Source organism: Microcella pacifica, from assembly GCF_009371975.2.
In the GTDB taxonomy this organism is placed as follows: domain Bacteria; phylum Actinomycetota; class Actinomycetes; order Actinomycetales; family Microbacteriaceae; genus Microcella; species Microcella pacifica.
Window position 1 is genome coordinate 1 of the sequence record NZ_VIKT02000015.1, and the last position, 17,579, is coordinate 17,579.

Here is a 17,579-nt window from a genome sequence, read left to right on the forward strand (position 1 = left end):
GCGGGAGTGCTGGCGCGCCCGGGGCGCGCCTTCTTGTTCTGGGGCATGGCTGTTCGTCTTTCGGATAGTGCAAGAAGCATCGTCGGCGCGCTTTCGCGCCGCTATCCCAGGCAGTCTTCGACTGGGGCCGTCACAACTCGAGGTGTCATCGCACCGCCGATCGGCGGGGATGTACCGGCCCTGGAGACGCACACGTTCTCTGGCGAATCGCTTCGCCCGTCTCTAGCCGACCCTTGAGGGTACCTGACGAGGCTGGAGAAGACCGTTTCGCTCGACTCAGCACTATTCTATGGCTACCGTGCCCCCCTCCCGCCCTCGCCCGTCGCGCCTCGCGTCGTCCCTCGGCGCGCTTGCTGTGCTCGCCGTTCTCGCGTCGGGATGCGCGGCCGAGCCATCCGGCACCCCGATCGCCGCGGCCGCGAGCACCGCAGCCGGGCCATCCAGCTCCGGCCTCGCGCCGTTCGCCGACGTCGACGCGACCGAGGTGACCGTGGTCGCGGATGTGAGCATCCCCGGTTTGGGCTCCGCCGTGGATGTGTGCCTGCCTCCGGGCAGCGGAGCCGGGGGCGCCGTGCGCCCCGCCGTCCTCGCGGTGCACGGGGGAAGCTGGGCTCGCGGCGACCGCGCGCATGAGGCATGGCGCGCGGTGTGTGAGTGGCTGGCCGTCGAGGGCCTCGTCGGGGTGTCGGTCGGCTACCGCCTCGCGCCCGAGTTCCCGTTCCCCGCGGGGGTCGACGATGTCGCGGCGGCGCTCGCCTCGACCCAGGATCCGCACTTCGCGGCGCGCTTCGGCATCGACTCGGCCCGCGTGGCCCTGTTCGGTGGTAGCGCTGGAGGCAATCTCGCGGCCCTCGTGGGCCTGCGGGACGGCCTGTCGGGGGCGGGAGCGGTCAGTGCGGTCGTGAGTCTGAGCGCCCCCTCGACCTCACCGCCGGCGCCGCCGCCTCGCCGCAGTTCGCGCGCCCGACTCTCGACTACCTGGGCTGCGAGAGCCTCGCCGCCTGTCCCGTCGCCCGCGCGGCCTCGCCGCAGCACGCGATCTCCTCTCACGCGCCTGCCTTCCTCGTCGTGCATGGGCGCGAGGAGCAGCTCATCCCCTTCGGCCAGGCCGAGGCCTTCGTGAGCGCACTGCAGCGCGCGGGCGCAGAGGTCGAGTTCCTCGTGCGCGAGGACTCCCTGCACTCGCTCGAGCTCGTCGACTCCGCGGTCGCCGACCGTGCGCTCGCCTTCCTCCACTCTCACCTCGTGGCCGTCGAGTCCGCGGTCGCGCTCGGAAGCGACGTTCCGTGACGGCGACTGTCACCGTCGGGGTCGAAGACCCCCGCCAGCCGGAGGTGGCGGCGATGCTCCGGGCGGGCGAGGCGTTCGCGCGCACGCTCTACGCGCCCGAGGAGTGCTTTCTGCTCTCCGTCGACGAACTCGCGACGCCCGGCACAACGGTGCTCGTGGCGCGCGATGCGCAGGGCGCCGCGCTCGGCATGGCCGCGCTCGTCGAGCAGGACCCCGGCGCGGGCGAGCTCAAGCGCCTGTTCGTGGACGATGCGGCGCGCGGTCAGGGCGTCGCCGACGCGATCATGGATGCTCTGGAACAGGCCGCGCGTGAGCGCAGCATCCGCACCCTGCGTCTGGAGACCGGCACCCGCAGCGATGCCGCCCTGCGGTTCTATGCCCGGCGCGGGTACGAGCGCATTCCCGCGTTCGGTCCCTACGTGGGCAGCGCGACGAGCGTGTGCATGGCGCGCGAGCTCGCCTGAGCCGACCTGACCGGCGCCGGCGACCCGTCTGCTACGCCGTGCGCCCCTCGAGCTCGGCAGCGCGCGCCGACCGCTTCTCCTCGCGGCGCTCCTTGGCGCCCTCGACGAGGAAATAGAGCGCGGGCAGCACGAGCAGCGTGAGGATCGTCGAGGAGACGAGACCGCCGATGACGACGATCGCGAGCGGCTGCGAGATGAACCCGCCGCTGCCTGTGAGACCCAGGCCGAGCGGCACGAGCGCGAAGATCGTCGCCGCCGCCGTCATGAGGATCGGGCGCAGGCGGCGCGAGGAGCCCTCGATGACGGCCTCGCCGGTCTTCATGCCGCGCTCGCGGAACTGGTTCACGAGGTCGATGAGCACGATCGCATTGGTCACGACGATGCCGATGAGCATGAGCACGCCGATGAGCGAGGGCACACCGAGCGGGATGTCGGCGATGAGCTGCAGGGCGATCGCCCCGGTCGCGGCGAAGGGGATCGACACGAGCAGCAGCAGCGGCTGGCGCAGGCTCTTGAACGTGGCGACCATGACGACGTACACGATGAGGATCGCAGCGAGGAGCGCGAGGCCGAGCTGACTGAAGGCGTCGGCCTGCTGCGCGGTCACGCCGCCGAGGGTCGCGTTCGCGCTATCGGGCAGGTCGGCGCCGTCGACAGCCTCCTGGATGGCGATCGACGCCGCGCCGACGTCCTCGACGGAGGGCGTGATGCTCACCGTCGCGCTGCGGATGCCGCGGATGGTCGTGATCGTCGCGGGGCCGAACGACTCCTCGACCGAGGCGAGCTCGCTGAGCGGCTGCGGCCCGATCGCGGTGGGCAGCTCGAAGTCGCGCAGCTCCTCGACCGTGGTGGGGGCGTTCTCGTTGGGGAGATAGATCGAGAGCGTCTTCTCGTCGATGATGACCGAGCCGACGGAGGCCGGGAACATCGCTTGCGCCACGATGCCGCCCACGGTGACCTCGCTGAGCCCCAGCTCGGCGGCGCGCTGCCGGTCGACCTCGATCGCGAGGTACGGCTGCGTGGCGGCGAGGTTGCTGCTCGCCTCGGCCGTGACGTCGAGGTCGGAGACGGCGTCGAGGATCGCGGTCGCGGCCTCCTGCAGGTCGCTCTCGTTGGCGGCGCTGATGTCGACATCGATCGATGAGGATGCGAAGCCCGAGCCCGCCGCCTGCAGAGCGATCTCGCCGACGTCGTCGAGGTCGGCGATGGCCTCGCGCACAGCATCCTGCAGCGCGACCTGGTCGGCGCTCTCGTCGGTCGTGATCGAGTAGGTGATGTCGCCGCCACCACCGAAGAGCGAGAGCGCGGAGCCGTCGCCCGAGCCGATCGCCACCTGCACGGTCTCGATGCCCTCGACCTCGAGCAGCTCCTCTTCGACGACGGTGGCCGCGCGGTCGAGCTCGTCGAGGCTCGTCGCGTTGGGGAGGGTCTGCGACACGGTGAGCGTGTTCTGGCCGGAGTCGCCGATGAAGTTCGTCTTGAGGTTCGTCGCGAGCCCGGCCGTGCCGCCGAGTATGAGCAGCGAGAGCATGATGGTCGCGACGGGGCGGCGGAGGGTCCAGCGCAGGATCGGCAGGTAGCTCTTCTGCAGGCGCGTCGGCGCTGCCGACTCCTCTTCCAGCGACATCGCGGCCGCGTGCGAGCCGACCTTGGGCGGGCGCAGGAACCAGTAGGAGAGCACCGGCACGATCGTGAGCGAGACGAAGAGCGAGGCGCCGAGGGCGATCGCGGTCGTGAGCGCGAACGGCCGGAAGAGCTCGCCCGTGATGTCGCCGACGAGGGCGAGGGGCAGGAAGACGGCGATGGTCGTCGCGGTCGCGGCGGTGATCGCGGTCGCGACCTCCTTCACGCCGACGAGGATCGCCTGCATCTTCTCCTCGCCGAGCGCGAGGTGGCGCTTGATGTTCTCGACGACGACGATCGAGTCGTCGACGACGCGCCCGATCGAGATGGTGATGGCGCCGAGGGTCAGGATGTTGAGGCTGTAGCCGGAGACCTGCATGCCGATGAAGGTGAGCAGGATCGAGGTGGGGATCGAGATGGCGGTGACGAGCGTGGAGCGCACCGAGAGCAGGAACAGCAGGATGACGATGACGGCGAAGAACAGGCCGAGCGTGCCCTCGGTCGCGAGCGCCTCGATCGAGCTCTCGATGAACGGCGCCTGGTCGAACACGACCGTGAAGGCGGTGCCGGAGCCGATGGCGGTCGCGAGCCCGGGCAGCGTCTCTTGCACGAGACGCGAGACGTCGACGGTGTTGCCGTCGGGGGTCTTGGTGACGGCGAGCGTGAGGGAGGGCTCGCCGTTGACGCGCGAGTAGCCCTCGATCGGGTCGCCGACGACGGCGACGTCCGCCACGTCGTCGATCGTTGTGACGTCGGCGCTCTCTGCGCCGATGATGGGCAGGGCGGCGAGCTCCTCGAGCGTCTCGATGCGCACGCCCGTGAGCACGGCGAGCGTCTGGCCGTCCTCGGTGATGGTGCCGGCGGGCAGCAGCACGCCGTACTCGTCGAGCGTGTCGACGATGTCGGAGCGCACGAGCCCGAGGTCGGCGAGCGCGTCGTCGTCCGCAGTGATCGTCACGCGATCGCCGACGGCGCCGAACACGGAGACCTCGCGCACTCCTTCGAGCTGCGTGAGGTCGGGCACGGCCTGCGCGTCGAGCGCTTCGGCGAGGTCGCCGGGGCTGAGATCGCTTGTGACGGCGATCTGGATGACCGGCAGGTCGTCGATCGACCCCGTGAGCACCTGCGGCTCGACGTCGTCGGGCAGCTGCAGCCGGTTGACGGCGAGCTGCACGCGCTGCTCGGCGCGCGCGATGTCGGTGCCGAACTGGAAGCTCGCGCTCACGAGCGAGAAGCCCGTGTTGGAGGTCGCGTTCGACTCTTCGAGCCCTGGCACGGCCTGGATGGCGGTCTCGATGGGCGTCGAGACGTCCTCTTCCACGACGGCGGGTGCGGCGCCCGGGTACTGCGTGATGACGATGATCTGCGGGAAGCTGATCGAGGGGATCAGTTCTTGCTTGAGGCTGTTGAGCGCGAGAGCGCCGAACAGTCCCACGACGATCGTGACGAGAGCGATGAGCGCTCGGTTGCGCAGGCTGAACACCGAGAGCAGGTGCACGTGGGTCTCCGATGCTGTGGGTGCCGTCACGCGGCGTGGGGGCAGGGGCGGCGCGCGTGCGGGGACGCGGGACCGTGGGCGAGCATCCCAGAGATTACTGGGCATTCCCCATGCGGCAGGTATGCACCCGCCGCATCGGGGCGCGGGATGCTCGGCCTGCGCTACACGACCGTGTCGAGCAGTTCGTCGACGGGTCGGGAGGGCTCGTGCGCGGCGATGTCGTGCCACGCCCGCTCGAGGCCGTCGATGGCGGCGCGCGTGTCGGGTTCGGGGTAGCAGAACGGCAGGCGCAGGTAGCGCTCGAAGGCGCCGTCGAGGCCGAAGCGCGGGCCCGCCCCGATGAGCACGCCGTGCGTGCGGGCCGCGAGGGCGAGCTGCGAGGCGAGGGGCGCGCCGATGTTGACCCACAGGGTGAGGCCGCCGGCCACCTCGGGCACGCGCCAGGTCGGGAACCGCTCGCGCAGCAGCCCGGTGAGGAGGGCGTGACCGGCGCGCAGCTGCTCGCGACGGGAGTCGAGCACGCGGTCGTACTGCTGCAGGAGGCGCAGCAGCATGAGTTGCTCGAGGGTGGGGTTGCCGAGGTCGTTCGACGTGCGGGCGAGGGCGAGGCGCGTGATGGTGGAGCGCTCGGCGCGGATCCAGCCGAGGCGGATGCCGCCCCACACGCTCTTGCCGACGGAGCCGATCGTGATGACGGTGCCGTGCACGCCGAGCGGCGGGGGAGCGTCGCTGTCGAAGCCGAGGTCGCTCATGGTCTCGTCGGCGACGATCGTCGTGCCGTGGCGCTCGGCGAGGGCGACCACACGGGCGCGCTGGGCCGCGGGCATGGTGCGCGTCGTGGGGTTGTGGAAGTCGGGCATGAGGTAGGCGAGCGCGGGAGCCGTGCGGGGGAAGACCTGCTCGAGGGCCTCATCATCCCAGCCGTTCTCGGTCGTGACGGGCACGGTCACGAGTCGGGCGCCGACCTGCTGGAAGGCTTCGAGCGCGTGCGGGTAGCTGGGCGATTCGACGAGCACGCGGTCGCCGCGCGCGACGAGGGCGCGGGCGACGAGGGCGATGGCGTGCTGGGCGCCGAGGGTGACCATGACCTCGTCGACGGTCGTGGGCAGGCCGCGCCGCGTGTAGCGGTCGGCGATCTCCTCCCGCAGCTCGGTGAGGCCGTAGAGGTCGAATCCGGCGAGACCGAGGTGCTGCGGCAGCATCGCGGCGGCGTCGCGGGCGGCGTCGGCGACGAGGGGGATCGCCGTGAGGGTCGCCTTGGAGAATTCGAGGAGGCCCGCGGTCGTCGCGGTCGGTTCGGGGATGCCCGGCCCGTCGGGCAGGCGGGCGACGCTGCCTGACCCGCGCACGCTCTGGAGGAAACCGAGCTCGCGCAGGCGCGCGTACGCGCCGGCGACGGTCGTGCGGCTGAGGTCTTCGTGCTGGGCGAGCTGCCGCTCGGCGGGCAGTCGCGCGCCAAGGGTGATGCGCCCGTCGAGGATGAGGAGGCGGACGCGGTCGGCGAGCGCCGCGTACAGCGGGTCGCCGTTGGTGGGCCGCCAGTCACCGAGCTGGGCGGCCAATCGTCGGGGCGTGAGCGAGGGCACGGGTCCACAGTACCTGAATTGGCCTCTTGCGCAACGGTCCACTCACGCGGTGGACTGTCGTCATGCCGTCCCCCCAGCACCCTGTTCCTCGTCTCCTCGTACGCCGCTGGACCCAGCTCTTCGTCGGCCTCTTTCTCTATGGAATCGCCCTGGCGCTCATGATCGAAGCGGCCGTCGGGCTCGACCCCTGGACGGTGTTCGCGCAGGGCGCCGACCTGCAGACCGGGTGGGGAATTGGACTGGTCACGGTGCTGATTGGCGCCCTCGTGCTGCTGCTGTGGATTCCGCTGCGGCAGAAGCCCGGTATCGGCACGGTGCTCAACGTGCTGCTCGTGGGGCCGGCCCTCGAGGTGGGGCTGTGGGCGTTCGAGGCTCCCGAGGAGCTGTGGGCGCGCATCCTCATCTTCGGCGGCGGTCTCGCCCTGCTGGCCGTGGCGACCGGTCTCTACGTGGGCGCGGGGTTCGGCCCCGGGCCGCGCGACGGCCTCATGACGGGCGCGCACGCGCGCTTCGGTTTTCCCATCTGGGCGGTGCGCGGCACGATCGAGCTCACGGTGCTGACGATCGGCTGGCTGCTGGGCGGCAACGTCGGGCTCGGCACGGTCGCGTTCGCGCTGCTCATCGGGCCCATGGTGCACGTGACGCTGCCGCGGCTGCGCGTGCCGCTGCCCTCCGATGCGGCGGATTCGCGCACAGCGCCCGGTGCCGCTGCGCCCGCGCCGACGTCAACAGACCGCGGATCGGCGGCTACGCCCGTCGCCGGCCCGCTCCAGCCGGGTGCGCCTCGCCCGAACCCTGACGACCCGACGAACCCGACGGCGCCGATCGTGGTGGTGGGCTCGTGATCGCGCTCACGACGGCCCTCGCCGGCCTCGCGGTGTGGGCGATCATCGCGACGGTCGAGGTGATCGCGAGGGACGGGTATGGGCCCCTACCCGTCCGCTCGCACCACGGGTACTACGCGAGCTCGTTCCGCGCGTAGACGCGCATCGCGTGACGGACGCGCCGCCCCATGCGCGGCTGGACTCAGGGTTCGGCGCTCGGCGCGCGGCGCGCGGCAGCGCAGGTCACTGCGAAAGTGACAACTCACGCCGAACGTTTCGCGTGGTTTGTCACTTTCGGCGTGTTTGAGCGCGGCGTGGCGCCTTGGGTCGGACCAGGCCGAGGCTCCCTCTTGCGCAGGCCGCACTCGCGATATATCGTGAGTTCCGAACACGCGATATATCGCGTTATGGATGCCCCGCCGGGGCTCGAGCGAGGAGCACGTTTATGGCCCAGGAGACCTGGATCGTCACCGACCCGACCGTCATCGATCTGGAGATCGTGCGTCGGCTGAAGGTGGGCTTGATCGGCGGGCAGATCGACATCGTCGGCCACGACGAGCCGGGCGCCCGCATGGAAGTGCACTCGGTGTCGGGTCGCGACCTCAAGGTGGCGCTCGAGGGCGACACTCTCGTGATCGACCACCCTCAGCTGAAGTGGGAGACCTTCTTCGAGAACTTCCGCCTGTTCGGGGTGAAGGCGCGCGCGGAGGTGAGCATCCTCGTGCCGCGCTCGGCGACGCTGTCGTTCAACGCCGTGTCGGCGGAGGGCCTCATCAGCGGCCTGCACTCCGAGGTGACGGTGAACACCGTCAACGGTGATGTCGTGCTCGACGGCATCGTCGGCGACGTGTCGGTGCACGCGGTCAACGGCGAGGTGTCGGTGCGCGGGCTGCACGGCGATCTGACGGTGCAGACGGTGAGCGGCGACGTGACCGCGTCGGGGGAGATTCGCCGGTTCACGTGCGACGGCGTCTCCGCGCACGTGGTGGCCGACCTGCACGGCGGGCCCGATCGGGTGCGCAACAGCACCGTGTCGGGCGACCTGACGGTGCGGCTCGACGCGGGCCGCCCGGCCCAGTACTCGATCAGCACCCTGAGCGGTCGACTGCAGCTCGACGACGCGCAGATCAGCGGGGTGAAGGGCCAGTACACGGGTCGCTACGGCGAGTTGGCGGGGTCGTTCACCGAGGTGCGCGCCAACTCGGTGTCGGGTGATGTGTCGGTCGTGCACACGGTGCGCGGAGCATCCGGTGGTGCTGTCGATGGCGAGCCTGCCGCTTCGGGGGCCGCCTCATGAGCCCGGCGGTCTTCGGCCACGGCCACCTGCGGCTGTATCTGCTGTTCGTGCTGGATGAGCGGCCGATGCACGGCTACGAGATCATCCAGGCGCTGAGCGACCGCTTCGGGGGCACATATGTTCCGTCGGCCGGCACGATCTATCCGCGCCTGGCGAAGCTCGAGACGGAGGGGCTCGTCACGAAGGAGTCGGACGGTCGCAAGTCGGTCTACGCGATCACCGACGCGGGGCGGGCCGAGTTGAACGATCGGCGCGACGAGCTGGAGGGCATCGAGAACGGCATCGGCGATTCGGTGCGGCGCCTGGCGGACGAGGTGCGCGCGTCGGTGTCGGAGGCGATGACGTCGCTGCGCGCGGAGCTCGCGGCGGGTCGCGAGGCGGGTGCCGCATCGTCGGCGACGGCGTCGAGCGCCGCGCGTGACGCCGCACGGGAGGCTCACGAGGCGGTGCGGGATGCGACGACGTCGCTGCATTCGACGCTGCACGAGTCGCGGTCGGATGCTCGGGCTCAGGTGCAGCGCGCCGAGGTGCTGCTCGCCGAGTTTCGTCAGGACGTGCGCACGGAGCTGCGCTCGGCGGCGGCGCGCGGCGCCGAGCTCGAGTCGGCGGTCGACGAGCTCGAGTCGCGGTTGTCGCGCCTGCGCGCCGACGTGCTGGGGCTCGTGCGTTAGGCGCGGTTACTCAGCCCAGCGCAGCGGCACGTAGAGGTCTTGCACGCGGTCGGCCGACGCCGTGTGGTCGTTGCGCGTGTAGAGGCCGCACTCGACGGTGCGGCAGTCGATGTTCTCGTCGGCGGCGGGCGGCAGCTCGATGTAGGCGGTGAAGGTGCCGGCCTCGCCGTCGTCGAAGGAGCGCGCGCCGAAGAGGCGCCAGGCGAAGGCCTCGTTGATCCAGTTGGAGGCGGCGTACTGCACGACGCCCTCCTCGAACTCTTCGACCTCCTGCGAGCCGACGCCGCCGAGGCACGGCCCCGGCTTGCCGTCGAGCTGCTCGGGTATCGCGCACACGGCCACGTAGAGGCCGCGCGACCCGTCGTACCCGTCGCCCGTGACGACGAGGCGGTCGCCCGCGCTGACGGAGTCGAGCTCGGGCGCATCCCCGTCAGGTGTGGCGACGTCGAGGGTGCGCGTGCGCCCGTCGTCCCCGGTGGCGGTGACGCTCGTCGGATACCCGTCGACGCGCGCCTGCCCGGAGGAGCCTTGCGGCGTCGCGAGCAGGATGGGCACGACGACGAGGGCGACGAGCACGAGCACGATCGCGAGCACGCCGCCGACGATCCACGGCCAGAGCCGCCGACGCCGCGGCCGATCGGCGGAGGGCGCGGCGTCAGTCACCCGGCCAGTGTAATGAGCGCACCTCGGCGTCGGCAGGGCCGTTGGTCCCGCGCATCGGGCCCGGCGGGGCTAGGCTCGCGCAGGTGACGGCACCGGTACGCAGCAGGGCGGGCGCGTCCCCGCGCGACCTGCTCGCCGTGTTCGTCGGCGGCCTCACCGGCACGACCCTGCGGGTGCTTCTCGACCTCGCGCTGCCGCACACGCCCGAGCAGTTCGCCCTCAGCACCCTGCTCGTGAACGTGGTCGGAGCCTTCGTGCTCGGCCTGCTCGTCGCAGCCCTCTGGCCTCGCGTGCCGGGCTGGGTGCGCGTGGGGCTGGGGCCGGGCATCCTGGGGTCGTTCACGACGTTCTCGGCGCTCGCGGTCTCGATCGTCGCCCTCGCGCAGGCTGGCGATGTTGTGGGCGCGATCCTGTCGATCGTGCTCAGCATCGGGCTCGGGATGCTCGCCGCCTGGCTCGGCCTCGTGCTCGGTTCCCGGCTGACGCACGGCGAGTCGCCCGCGATGGTGGAGGTGGACGAGTGACCCCCCTCGTGCTGCTCGCCGTCGCCGTGGGCGGAGCCCTCGGCGCCGTCCTGCGTCAGCTCACGTCGGTGAGTCTCGCCGGCCGCGGTCGCGTCCCGTGGGGAGTGCTCGTGGTCAACGTCGTCGGGTCGTTCGTCGCCGGAGTCGCCCTCGGCGCACCCCTCGACCCCACCGTGCAGCTGGTCATCGTGAGCGGCGTGTGCGGGGGCCTCACGACCTTCAGCACCTTCGCCGTCGAGACCATCCAGCTCGTGTCGGAGGGCAAGCACCGCGCCGCAGCCGCGAGCGTCGCCCTCAACCTCGCCCTCGCCGTGCCCGCCGCGCTCCTCGGCCTCGCCGTCGCGTCTCTACTCGCCTGAGCTCTCGCTCGCTTCGCGCTCGGCAGCCTCGGCAGCACGCCGCTCCGCCAGCTTCTTCCGCGTAGGCGGAATCACCACGGTGAAGAAGATCACCCCGATGACGAGCAGGATCACCCCGAGCACGATGGGCGTCACGATGAGCACGATCGTGATCAGGTCCATGGCTACCGTCCCATCTTGCTGAGCGTCGCGACGACCTGCCGCGCGATGTTGCGCCCGGCCCGGTTCGCGCCGATCGTCGACGCCGCGGGCCCGTAGCCGGCGAAGAAGACGCGCGGGTCGCGCTCCGAGTGGTGGCTCGCCACGGTCACGCCGCCCTCTTTCTCGCGCAACTTCAACGGCGCCAAGTGCCGCAGCTCGGGGCGGAAGCCCGTCGCCCACACGATCGCCTGCGCGGGCTGGAAGACGTCGAACTCGTCCCAGCGAACACCGTCGGGCTCGATGCGGTCGAACATCGGGCGGTACTCGAGCACGCCCCGATCGACCGCCGCCTGGATGCGCCGCGTGCGAGGCACGCCCGTGCCGCTCACGATGCTCGGCAGGGCCCGACCGGCGCGTGCAGCGTCATCCTGCGCCGCAACGGCCTTCTCGGCGGCCTCCAGGTTGAGCACCGCTTCGTCGAGGAACTGGGGCGGCCGCCGCGTCGCCCACGTGATGCTGCGCGCGTGCGGCTCGAGTTCGAGGATGAAACCGATCGCGCTCGTACCGGCCCCGACCACGACGACGTCCTGATCCGCGAAATCGGTCGCATCCGCATAATCGGCCGTGTGCACGTGGCGGCCGGCGAATTCGCGGATGCCCGGATAATGCGGCACGAACGGCGAGCCCCACGTTCCGGTCGCATTGACGATCGTCGACCCCGCCAATTCCAACGGGCCGTTCTCCGTGTCGAAGCGCACGAGCAGCGGCCCGCCGAGATCCTCCACGCGCGTGACCGACGCGGGCCGCACGACCTGCAGGCCGTAGTGCTCCTCGTACTGCGCGTAGTAGTCGGCGACGACCTCGCGCGCAGGCGCGTGGTGGTCGGCCGTCTCGAAGCTCAGGCCGAGCTCGTCCATGCCCGGCAGGTCGTTGACGCGGTGGGCCGAGCCGAGACGCAGCGCCTCCCAGCGGTGCTGCCACGCGCCACCGGTGCGCGGCCCGCGGTCGAGCACCACGAATTCCTCACCCGGCTCGAGGCCCAGGCGGCGCAGATAGAAGGCGACGGAGAGACCCGCTTGGCCCGCGCCGATGACCACGCAGGAGGTGGTCAGATCGGGCGCGCTCACCCGGAATAGGCTACCGGGCGCACCCGGGCGCGGGCACCGCCGCCGGGCTCGTCGAGCAGGCCTCGCGTGATAAACTTCGCCACAGTTTTTGTATCATCCCGACTCGACGCTCTCGGTCCTTCACCGGGCCACCCGTCGACACACTTGTGAGGGGGTCACGCATGGGGCGCGGCCGACAGAAGGCAAAGCACACCAAGGTGGCACGCGAGCTGAAGTACTCCAGCCCGAACACCAACCTCAGCGCGCTCGAGCGTGAGCTCGGCGTGCCCTCGAGCGAGCCCGACTACGAAGACAAGTGGGCGCACCTCGTTGAGGACGACGACGAGACGGAAGACGACGCGCAGACCGCGTGACGCTGGCGGGTACCCGTCCCTCCTTCCCAACGATCCATCAGCGGCAACACTCCCCAGCGGAGGTCCTGGCTGATCATTGCACCGTGATCTCGGCCATTGTTCTACAATGAAGAACATGGCAGAAGTCGGAATTCGAGCGCTCAAGCAGAACGCATCCGCGGTCGTGGCTGACGCGGCTGCCGGCGAGACGGTCACGATCACTGATCGTGGTCGCCCGGTGGCGCAGCTAACCTCCATCGCGGCATCGCCACTGCAGCGCATGCTGGCCAACGGCACGGCGCGCCGTGCGCGTCGCGACCTCGCCTCGCTTCCCGCGCCGACCGAGGCGCCGCCCCTGACTCCCGTCCTGGCCGAGATGCGCGACGACGAGCGCTACTGATCCGTGGCACTGTACTTCGACACATCAGCACTCGTGAAGCTCGTCGTCGCAGAACCTGAGACGACCGCCTTGCGAGACACCGTGCGCGTATCGACGGCCGAACCGGTCAGCAGCGACCTCACCCGAACCGAGCTCCTTCGCACGGTTCGTCGCGGTGCTCCCGACCGCCTGGTGTCGGCACGTGAAGTGCTTGAGTCGCTCACACTCGTACCGGTGACGACCGAAGTGTTCGAAGCTGCCGGCCGGCTCGAACCTCGAACACTGCGTGCCCTCGATTCTCTGCACCTGGCTTCGGCGCTGGGCCTCGGGGACGATCTGGAGGCCGTCGTCACGTACGACCATCGCCTCGCCGATGCGTGCCGCGCGAACGGTGTCGTAGTGCTCGCGCCGCACTGATCGATCGGATGCTCCGCTCAGGCCCGGTAAGAGCCCACGAGTCGCGCCGCTCCCCCCGTGACGCCCTTGGCGCCCTGCTCGAACCCGTCGAAGTCCCGCGCCGCCGTCGACACCGTGCCCGCCACCCACGCGGGCATCGAGCGCGACTCGAGAGCCGCGACGACGTCGGCCGCACGGTCCTGCGCGACGACGGCGAGCATCCCGACACCGAGGTTCCACGTTCCCTCGGTCGACTCGAGGCTGTCGCCAGCGAGCTCGGCGAGCACGCGGAAGACGCTCGGCGGGCTCCAGCTCGCGCGGTCGAGCTCGACCCAGCTGCCGACCGGCAGCACGCGCGCGAGGTTCGCCGCGATGCCGCCGCCGGTCACGTGGCTGAGCGCGTGAACGGCTCCCGGATGCTCGGCGAGCAGTTCGAGCAGCGGCGCCGTGTAGAGCGCGGTGGGGGTCAGCAGCGTCTCGCCCACGACGCCCCCGAACTCGGGCAGCTCATCGTGGTACCCGATGCCGCGTTCGGCCAAGATGTGTCGCACGAGCGAGAAGCCGTTGCTGTGCAGTCCGCTCGACGCCATGGCAATGATGACGTCGCCGTCGCGCACGCGATCGGGCCCCAGCAGGTCGTCGGCCTCGACGACGCCGACCGCGGCGCCCGCGACGTCGTAGTCGTCCGGCCCCAGCAGGCCGGGGTGCTCGGCGGTCTCGCCGCCGACGAGGGCCGTGCCGGTCGCCGCGCACGCCTCGGCGATGCCGCGCACGATGTCGGCGATGCGCTCGGGGTGCAGCTTGCCGCACGCGATGTAGTCGGTCATGACGAGGGGCTTCGCGCCGACCACGACGATGTCGTCGACGACCATCGCCACGAGGTCCTGCCCGATCGTGTCGTGGATGTCGAGGGCCTGCGCGATCGCGACCTTCGTGCCCACGCCGTCGGTGCTCGAGGCGAGCAGCGGGCGGCGGTAGCCGAGCAGGGCGCTCGCGTCGAAGAGGCCCGCGAATCCGCCGACGCCGCCGACGATCTCGGGGCCGTGTGTTGCCGCGACGGAGGCCTTCATGAGCTCGACGGCGCGATCCCCCGCGGCCGTGTCGACGCCTGCCGCGGCGTAGGAGTTCGTCATTCGTTCATCCCATCCGCGGTCTGCCAGACTGGTCGCAAGCACTCACCACTCTACGGTCTGGAGCAGGCACCGCATGTGCGGCATCGTGGGGATCGTCTCGTCGAGCCCCGTCAATCAGCAGGTCTACGACGCACTCGCCCTCCTGCAGCATCGCGGCCAGGATTCGACCGGCATCGCGACCGCCGAAGGGCGCGTTCTGCACTTCGTCAAGGCGAAGGGCCAGGTGCGCGAGGCCTACCGCACGCGCGACATGCGCTCGCTCCTCGGCACGATGGGGCTCGGCCACGTGCGGTACGCGACGCGCGGCTCCGCCTCCAAGGAGGAGGAGGCGCAGCCGTTCTACGTGAACGCGCCGTACGGCATCATCCTCGTCCACAACGGCAACCTCACGAACACGCGCGAGCTCACGCGCGAGCTGTTCGAGGTCGACCGCCGGCACCTCAACACCAACAGCGACACCGAGCTGCTCGTCAACGTGCTCGCCCACGAGCTGCAGCAGCAGGTGAGCGGGGAGGATCTCGACCCCGACCAGGTGTTCGCCGCGATCAGCCGCCTGCACGAGCGCGTCGAAGGCTCCTATGCCTCGATCGCCCTCATCGCCGGCCACGGTCTGCTCGCCTTCCGCGACCCGTTCGGCATCCGCCCCCTCGTGCTCGGGCGCCGCACGACGGGCCTCACCGGCGACGAATGGATCGTCGCGAGCGAGTCGCTCGTGCTCGAAGCCGGCGACTACGAGATCGTGCGCGACCTCGCCCCCGGCGAGGCCGTGTTCATCGCCTCCAACGGCGAGATGGTCTCCCGCCAGTGCGCCGCGAACCCGCGCCTCGCGCCGTGCTCGTTCGAGTACGTGTACCTCGCGCGGCCCGACTCGGTCATGAACGGCATCTCCGTCTACGAGGCGCGGCTGCGGCTCGGCAACCGCCTCGCGACCTCGATCGAGCGCTATGCGCCGACCGGCAACATCGACGTCGTCATGCCGATTCCCGACTCCTCGCGGCCCGCCGCGATGCAGGTAGCCCAGAAGCTCGGCATCGAATACCGCGAAGGCTTCTACAAGAACCGCTACGTCGGCCGCACGTTCATCATGCCCGGGCAGTCGGAGCGCAAGAAGAGCGTCAAGCAGAAGCTCAACGCCATGTCGAGCGAGTTCGCCGGCAAGAACATCCTCATCGTCGACGACTCGATCGTGCGCGGCACGACCTCCCGCGAGATCGTCGAGATGGCCCGCGCCGCCGGCGCGAACGAGGTCACCTTCACCTCCGCCGCCCCGCCCGTGCGCTTCCCGCACGTCTACGGCATCAACATGCCCACCTCGCACGAGCTCGTCGCGCACGGTCGCAAGATTCCGGAGATCGCCCACGAGATGGGCGCCGACCACCTCATCTACCAGGAGGTGGAGGACATGCAGGCGGCGATTCTCGAGGGCAGCGGCATCACCGAGCTCGAGATGAGCTGCTTCACGGGCGAGTACATCACGGGCACCGTGAGCCCCGAGTACCTCGCGTGGGTCGAGGCCAACCAGAACAGCTGAGCGCGCAGCGCGGCCGGGCGCACCCTTGGCCGGGCCGCCGCGCTATTGCACGACCGCTCTATTGCGCGACGACGATCGTGATCCCCGCCGCGTCCTTCGCGAGGATCGTCACGGGTTCGATGAGGTCGCTGATGAGGTCGTCGAGCCCGCCGAGCAGTCCCGAGAGCGCCCCGTCGGGCAGGAGACCCTCGAGGTACTCGTGGTCGACGTACTGCACGAGCTCGAGCGACTCCAGCCCGCCGGGTATCGCCGTCGCCGCGAGCGTGAAGTTGCCCGACTCGTCGACGGTCGTCGTCGCGTAGACCTGCCCGGCGGCCTGCAGCGAGAGGTGCGCGCCGGGGGTTCCCGTGCCCGAGAGCGACAGCGAGAGGTCGGCGCCGACGACGCCGCCCGGTGCCGTGTGACCCTCGGGTGCGTCGCCACCCGTGATGGTCGACACCGTGGCGTCGACGAGGTCCTCCACCGGGCCCTCGCCGTCGTTCTCCTCAGCGGCCTCGGTCGTCGGCTCCTCCGGCCCCTCGGCGGCGGTCGTGGGCGGAGGCTCGGGCAGGTCGAGCCCCATGCCGCTGTGCGCGGAGCCGTCGGCCGTCGCCCCCTCCGACTGCGACGACGTCGTCTCGGTGTCGTCGTCCCCCGACGCGAGGGACCCCGAGAGCACGGGCCCCGTGACACCGAGCGCGAGCACGAGAGTGCCCGTCACGACGGCGGGGGTGCTCAGGGTCGCCCACAGCCCCACAGCGCCCGCGCCCGCGGCGACGACCGACTCGGGCATCGCCGGTGCGGAACCGGCGGCGCCCGCCGCGTGCGCGAGGGTCGCCTCCGCCCCCGTGGTCGAGGTGAGGGAGCGCAGAAGGGCCCCGCCCGCGATGCCGCCCAGCACGAGCGGCACGAGCACGAGGGCGAGCCGCGCGCCGAGGTCGTCGATCTCCTCGCACACGATCGAGCACGAGCTGCACGAGGCGAGGTGCGCGCGCATGCGCGCGTCATCCCGATCAGAGACGGAGTGGCGCGCATGGTCGCCCGCGTGCGCGAGCACCCACGCGCACTCCCCGGTCGCCGTCGCGTGCGTGACGTGCTCCTGCAGCCACGCCGTGCGCAACCCCTCGCGGGCCCGGTACGCGAGCGCCGCGACCCCGTTGGCGCTCAGCCCCATGATCGGGGCGACGTCGTGCGGGTCGAGTCCCTCGACCTCCGTGTACCAGAGCACCGACTGCCAGCGCGGCGGCAGGCTGCGGAACGCGCGCGCCGTGAGCGTGCGGTCGAGCGACTGCACGACAGGGTCGTCGAGATCCTCCGGCGCCTGGAAGGTCTCCAGGTCATCGACCGCGATCTCCTTCGCGGATGCTCCCCACCGGGCCGCGAGGTTGCGCACGGTCGTGTACAGGTACGGCCGGAAGGGTCCGCGCGGCCCGCGGCCCTCGAGGAGGCACGCGTAGATGCGCGTGAACGACTCCGCCACGAGGTCGTCGGCGTCGATCCACGTGAACCGTCGCGCCGCGGCGAGCGCGGACGGCTGGTGGCGGCGCCACAGCTCCGCGTAGGCGGCGCGGTCCCGGCGCCTGCTGCGCGCGATGAGCCGCTCGTCCGACAACTCGCTCAGGCGAGAGGTCGCGGTCGCGGCACCCGGGCCGACCCCCGCGTCCACCCCGGACTCGGCACTGCTGCTGCTTGCGGTCGCTGCTTCTCGTGTGCGGCTCATCTGCTCGGCCCCCGGCCCTCGTGTCACAAGCCCGCGCCCCTC

General features: G+C 71.0%; 20 protein-coding genes. 13 read left to right on the forward strand and 7 right to left on the reverse strand.

Annotation, left to right across the window (positions count from 1 at the left end; genetic code table 11):
* Positions 1–298 precede the first annotated feature (298 nt).
* The 3 genes from FK219_RS09255 to FK219_RS09265 are packed head-to-tail and all read left to right on the forward strand — an operon-like array spanning position 299 to position 1,754.
* Positions 299–1,123: an alpha/beta hydrolase gene (locus tag FK219_RS09255; protein WP_165638097.1), complete on the forward strand. Its 825-nt coding sequence runs from the start codon at positions 299–301 to the stop codon at positions 1,121–1,123.
* Positions 1,069–1,290 carry an alpha/beta hydrolase gene (locus FK219_RS13730; protein ID WP_328821662.1) on the forward strand — a complete coding sequence of 74 codons (222 nt, stop codon included), beginning with the start codon at positions 1,069–1,071 and terminating at the stop codon, positions 1,288–1,290. Before FK219_RS09255 ends, FK219_RS13730 begins: the two co-directional genes overlap by 55 nt.
* Positions 1,287–1,754, forward strand: coding sequence for a GNAT family N-acetyltransferase (locus FK219_RS09265; RefSeq protein ID WP_328821663.1), 468 nt, complete (start codon positions 1,287–1,289; stop codon positions 1,752–1,754). The genes FK219_RS13730 and FK219_RS09265 overlap by 4 nt, the downstream gene beginning before the upstream one ends.
* A gap of 31 nt (positions 1,755–1,785) precedes the next feature.
* On the opposite strand, the gene FK219_RS09270 is transcribed toward FK219_RS09265, so the two are convergent.
* Positions 1,786–4,905 carry an efflux RND transporter permease subunit gene (locus tag FK219_RS09270; protein WP_328821664.1) on the reverse strand — a complete coding sequence of 1,040 codons (3,120 nt, stop codon included), beginning with the start codon at positions 4,903–4,905 and terminating at the stop codon, positions 1,786–1,788.
* A 131-nt stretch (positions 4,906–5,036) separates the two neighbouring features.
* Positions 5,037–6,461, reverse strand: coding sequence for a MocR-like transcription factor YczR (yczR, locus tag FK219_RS09275; RefSeq protein ID WP_152583833.1), 1,425 nt, complete (start codon positions 6,459–6,461; stop codon positions 5,037–5,039).
* Between the two features lie 62 nt (positions 6,462–6,523).
* On the opposite strand from yczR, the gene yczE reads away from it, so the two are divergent.
* The 4 genes from yczE to FK219_RS09295 all read left to right on the forward strand — a co-directional run bounded on the left by yczE (position 6,524) and on the right by FK219_RS09295 (position 9,253).
* Positions 6,524–7,306: a membrane protein YczE gene (gene yczE / locus FK219_RS09280; RefSeq protein ID WP_235923874.1), complete on the forward strand. Its 783-nt coding sequence runs from the start codon at positions 6,524–6,526 to the stop codon at positions 7,304–7,306.
* Complete coding sequence (locus FK219_RS09285; RefSeq protein WP_165638099.1) at positions 7,303–7,443, forward strand: hypothetical protein; 141 nt, start codon at positions 7,303–7,305, stop codon at positions 7,441–7,443. Before yczE ends, FK219_RS09285 begins: the two co-directional genes overlap by 4 nt.
* 287 nt (positions 7,444–7,730) lie before the next feature.
* Positions 7,731–8,582, forward strand: a complete 852-nt coding sequence (locus FK219_RS09290) for a DUF4097 family beta strand repeat-containing protein (RefSeq protein ID WP_165638100.1) — start codon at positions 7,731–7,733, stop codon at positions 8,580–8,582.
* A complete protein-coding gene (locus FK219_RS09295) occupies positions 8,579–9,253 on the forward strand; it encodes a PadR family transcriptional regulator (RefSeq protein ID WP_152583834.1) in 675 nt (224 codons plus the stop codon). Before FK219_RS09290 ends, FK219_RS09295 begins: the two co-directional genes overlap by 4 nt.
* 6 nt (positions 9,254–9,259) lie before the next feature.
* Here the strand turns inward: FK219_RS09295 and FK219_RS09300 are convergent, their stop codons facing one another.
* Complete coding sequence (locus FK219_RS09300) at positions 9,260–9,916, reverse strand: hypothetical protein (RefSeq protein ID WP_165638101.1); 657 nt, start codon at positions 9,914–9,916, stop codon at positions 9,260–9,262.
* An 83-nt stretch (positions 9,917–9,999) separates the two neighbouring features.
* Here FK219_RS09300 and FK219_RS09305 point away from each other — a divergent pair, with 83 nt between their 5' ends.
* Both FK219_RS09305 and FK219_RS09310 read left to right on the forward strand, forming a co-directional pair.
* Positions 10,000–10,440: a fluoride efflux transporter FluC gene (locus FK219_RS09305; protein ID WP_152583835.1), complete on the forward strand. Its 441-nt coding sequence runs from the start codon at positions 10,000–10,002 to the stop codon at positions 10,438–10,440.
* The gene (locus FK219_RS09310) at positions 10,437–10,799 is read left to right on the forward strand and encodes a fluoride efflux transporter FluC (RefSeq protein WP_152583836.1); all 363 of its coding nucleotides are present in this window, start codon (positions 10,437–10,439) and stop codon (positions 10,797–10,799) included. Before FK219_RS09305 ends, FK219_RS09310 begins: the two co-directional genes overlap by 4 nt.
* On the opposite strand, the gene FK219_RS09315 is transcribed toward FK219_RS09310, so the two are convergent.
* Positions 10,788–10,961: a hypothetical protein gene (locus FK219_RS09315; RefSeq protein ID WP_165638102.1), complete on the reverse strand. Its 174-nt coding sequence runs from the start codon at positions 10,959–10,961 to the stop codon at positions 10,788–10,790. The two genes, FK219_RS09310 and FK219_RS09315, sit on opposite strands and share 12 nt — an antisense overlap.
* 2 nt (positions 10,962–10,963) lie before the next feature.
* Complete coding sequence (locus FK219_RS09320; protein WP_152583837.1) at positions 10,964–12,067, reverse strand: NAD(P)-binding domain-containing protein; 1,104 nt, start codon at positions 12,065–12,067, stop codon at positions 10,964–10,966.
* A gap of 161 nt (positions 12,068–12,228) precedes the next feature.
* Here FK219_RS09320 and FK219_RS09325 point away from each other — a divergent pair, with 161 nt between their 5' ends.
* The 3 genes from FK219_RS09325 to FK219_RS09335 all read left to right on the forward strand — a co-directional run bounded on the left by FK219_RS09325 (position 12,229) and on the right by FK219_RS09335 (position 13,195).
* On the forward strand, positions 12,229–12,420 hold the full coding sequence (locus tag FK219_RS09325) for a DUF3073 domain-containing protein (protein WP_152583838.1): 192 nt from the start codon (positions 12,229–12,231) through the stop codon (positions 12,418–12,420).
* 115 nt (positions 12,421–12,535) lie between these two features.
* On the forward strand, positions 12,536–12,799 hold the full coding sequence (locus FK219_RS09330; protein ID WP_152583839.1) for a type II toxin-antitoxin system Phd/YefM family antitoxin: 264 nt from the start codon (positions 12,536–12,538) through the stop codon (positions 12,797–12,799).
* 3 nt (positions 12,800–12,802) lie between these two features.
* The gene (locus FK219_RS09335) at positions 12,803–13,195 is read left to right on the forward strand and encodes a type II toxin-antitoxin system VapC family toxin (RefSeq protein WP_152583840.1); all 393 of its coding nucleotides are present in this window, start codon (positions 12,803–12,805) and stop codon (positions 13,193–13,195) included.
* Positions 13,196–13,212: 17 nt separating this feature from the next.
* Here FK219_RS09335 and purM read toward each other — a convergent pair whose 3' ends face one another.
* Positions 13,213–14,307: a phosphoribosylformylglycinamidine cyclo-ligase gene (purM, locus tag FK219_RS09340; RefSeq protein ID WP_152583841.1), complete on the reverse strand. Its 1,095-nt coding sequence runs from the start codon at positions 14,305–14,307 to the stop codon at positions 13,213–13,215.
* Between the two features lie 73 nt (positions 14,308–14,380).
* Here purM and purF point away from each other — a divergent pair, with 73 nt between their 5' ends.
* Positions 14,381–15,838 (forward strand): amidophosphoribosyltransferase, encoded by a 1,458-nt coding sequence (gene purF / locus FK219_RS09345; protein WP_152583842.1) that lies wholly within the window; start codon positions 14,381–14,383, stop codon positions 15,836–15,838.
* Between the two features lie 58 nt (positions 15,839–15,896).
* On the opposite strand, the gene FK219_RS09350 is transcribed toward purF, so the two are convergent.
* Positions 15,897–17,537: a sigma-70 family RNA polymerase sigma factor gene (locus tag FK219_RS09350; RefSeq protein ID WP_152583843.1), complete on the reverse strand. Its 1,641-nt coding sequence runs from the start codon at positions 17,535–17,537 to the stop codon at positions 15,897–15,899.
* Between the last annotated feature and the right edge of the window lie 42 nt (positions 17,538–17,579).

Excerpts from the sequence above, each read along its gene's own strand:
- yczE (WP_235923874.1), top strand. The coding sequence starts at position 6,524 with ATGCCGTCCCCCCAGCACCCTGTTCCTCGTCTCCTCGTACGCCGCTGG.
- FK219_RS09290 (WP_165638100.1), top strand. The coding sequence starts at position 7,731 with ATGGCCCAGGAGACCTGGATCGTCACCGACCCGACCGTCATCGATCTG.
- FK219_RS09295 (WP_152583834.1), top strand. The coding sequence starts at position 8,579 with ATGAGCCCGGCGGTCTTCGGCCACGGCCACCTGCGGCTGTATCTGCTG.
- FK219_RS09315 (WP_165638102.1), bottom strand. The coding sequence starts at position 10,961 with ATGGACCTGATCACGATCGTGCTCATCGTGACGCCCATCGTGCTCGGG.
- FK219_RS09325 (WP_152583838.1), top strand. The coding sequence starts at position 12,229 with ATGGGGCGCGGCCGACAGAAGGCAAAGCACACCAAGGTGGCACGCGAG.
- FK219_RS09330 (WP_152583839.1), top strand. The coding sequence starts at position 12,536 with ATGGCAGAAGTCGGAATTCGAGCGCTCAAGCAGAACGCATCCGCGGTC.
- purM (WP_152583841.1), bottom strand. The coding sequence starts at position 14,307 with ATGACGAACTCCTACGCCGCGGCAGGCGTCGACACGGCCGCGGGGGAT.
- purF (WP_152583842.1), top strand. The coding sequence starts at position 14,381 with ATGTGCGGCATCGTGGGGATCGTCTCGTCGAGCCCCGTCAATCAGCAG.
- FK219_RS09350 (WP_152583843.1), bottom strand. The coding sequence starts at position 17,537 with ATGAGCCGCACACGAGAAGCAGCGACCGCAAGCAGCAGCAGTGCCGAG.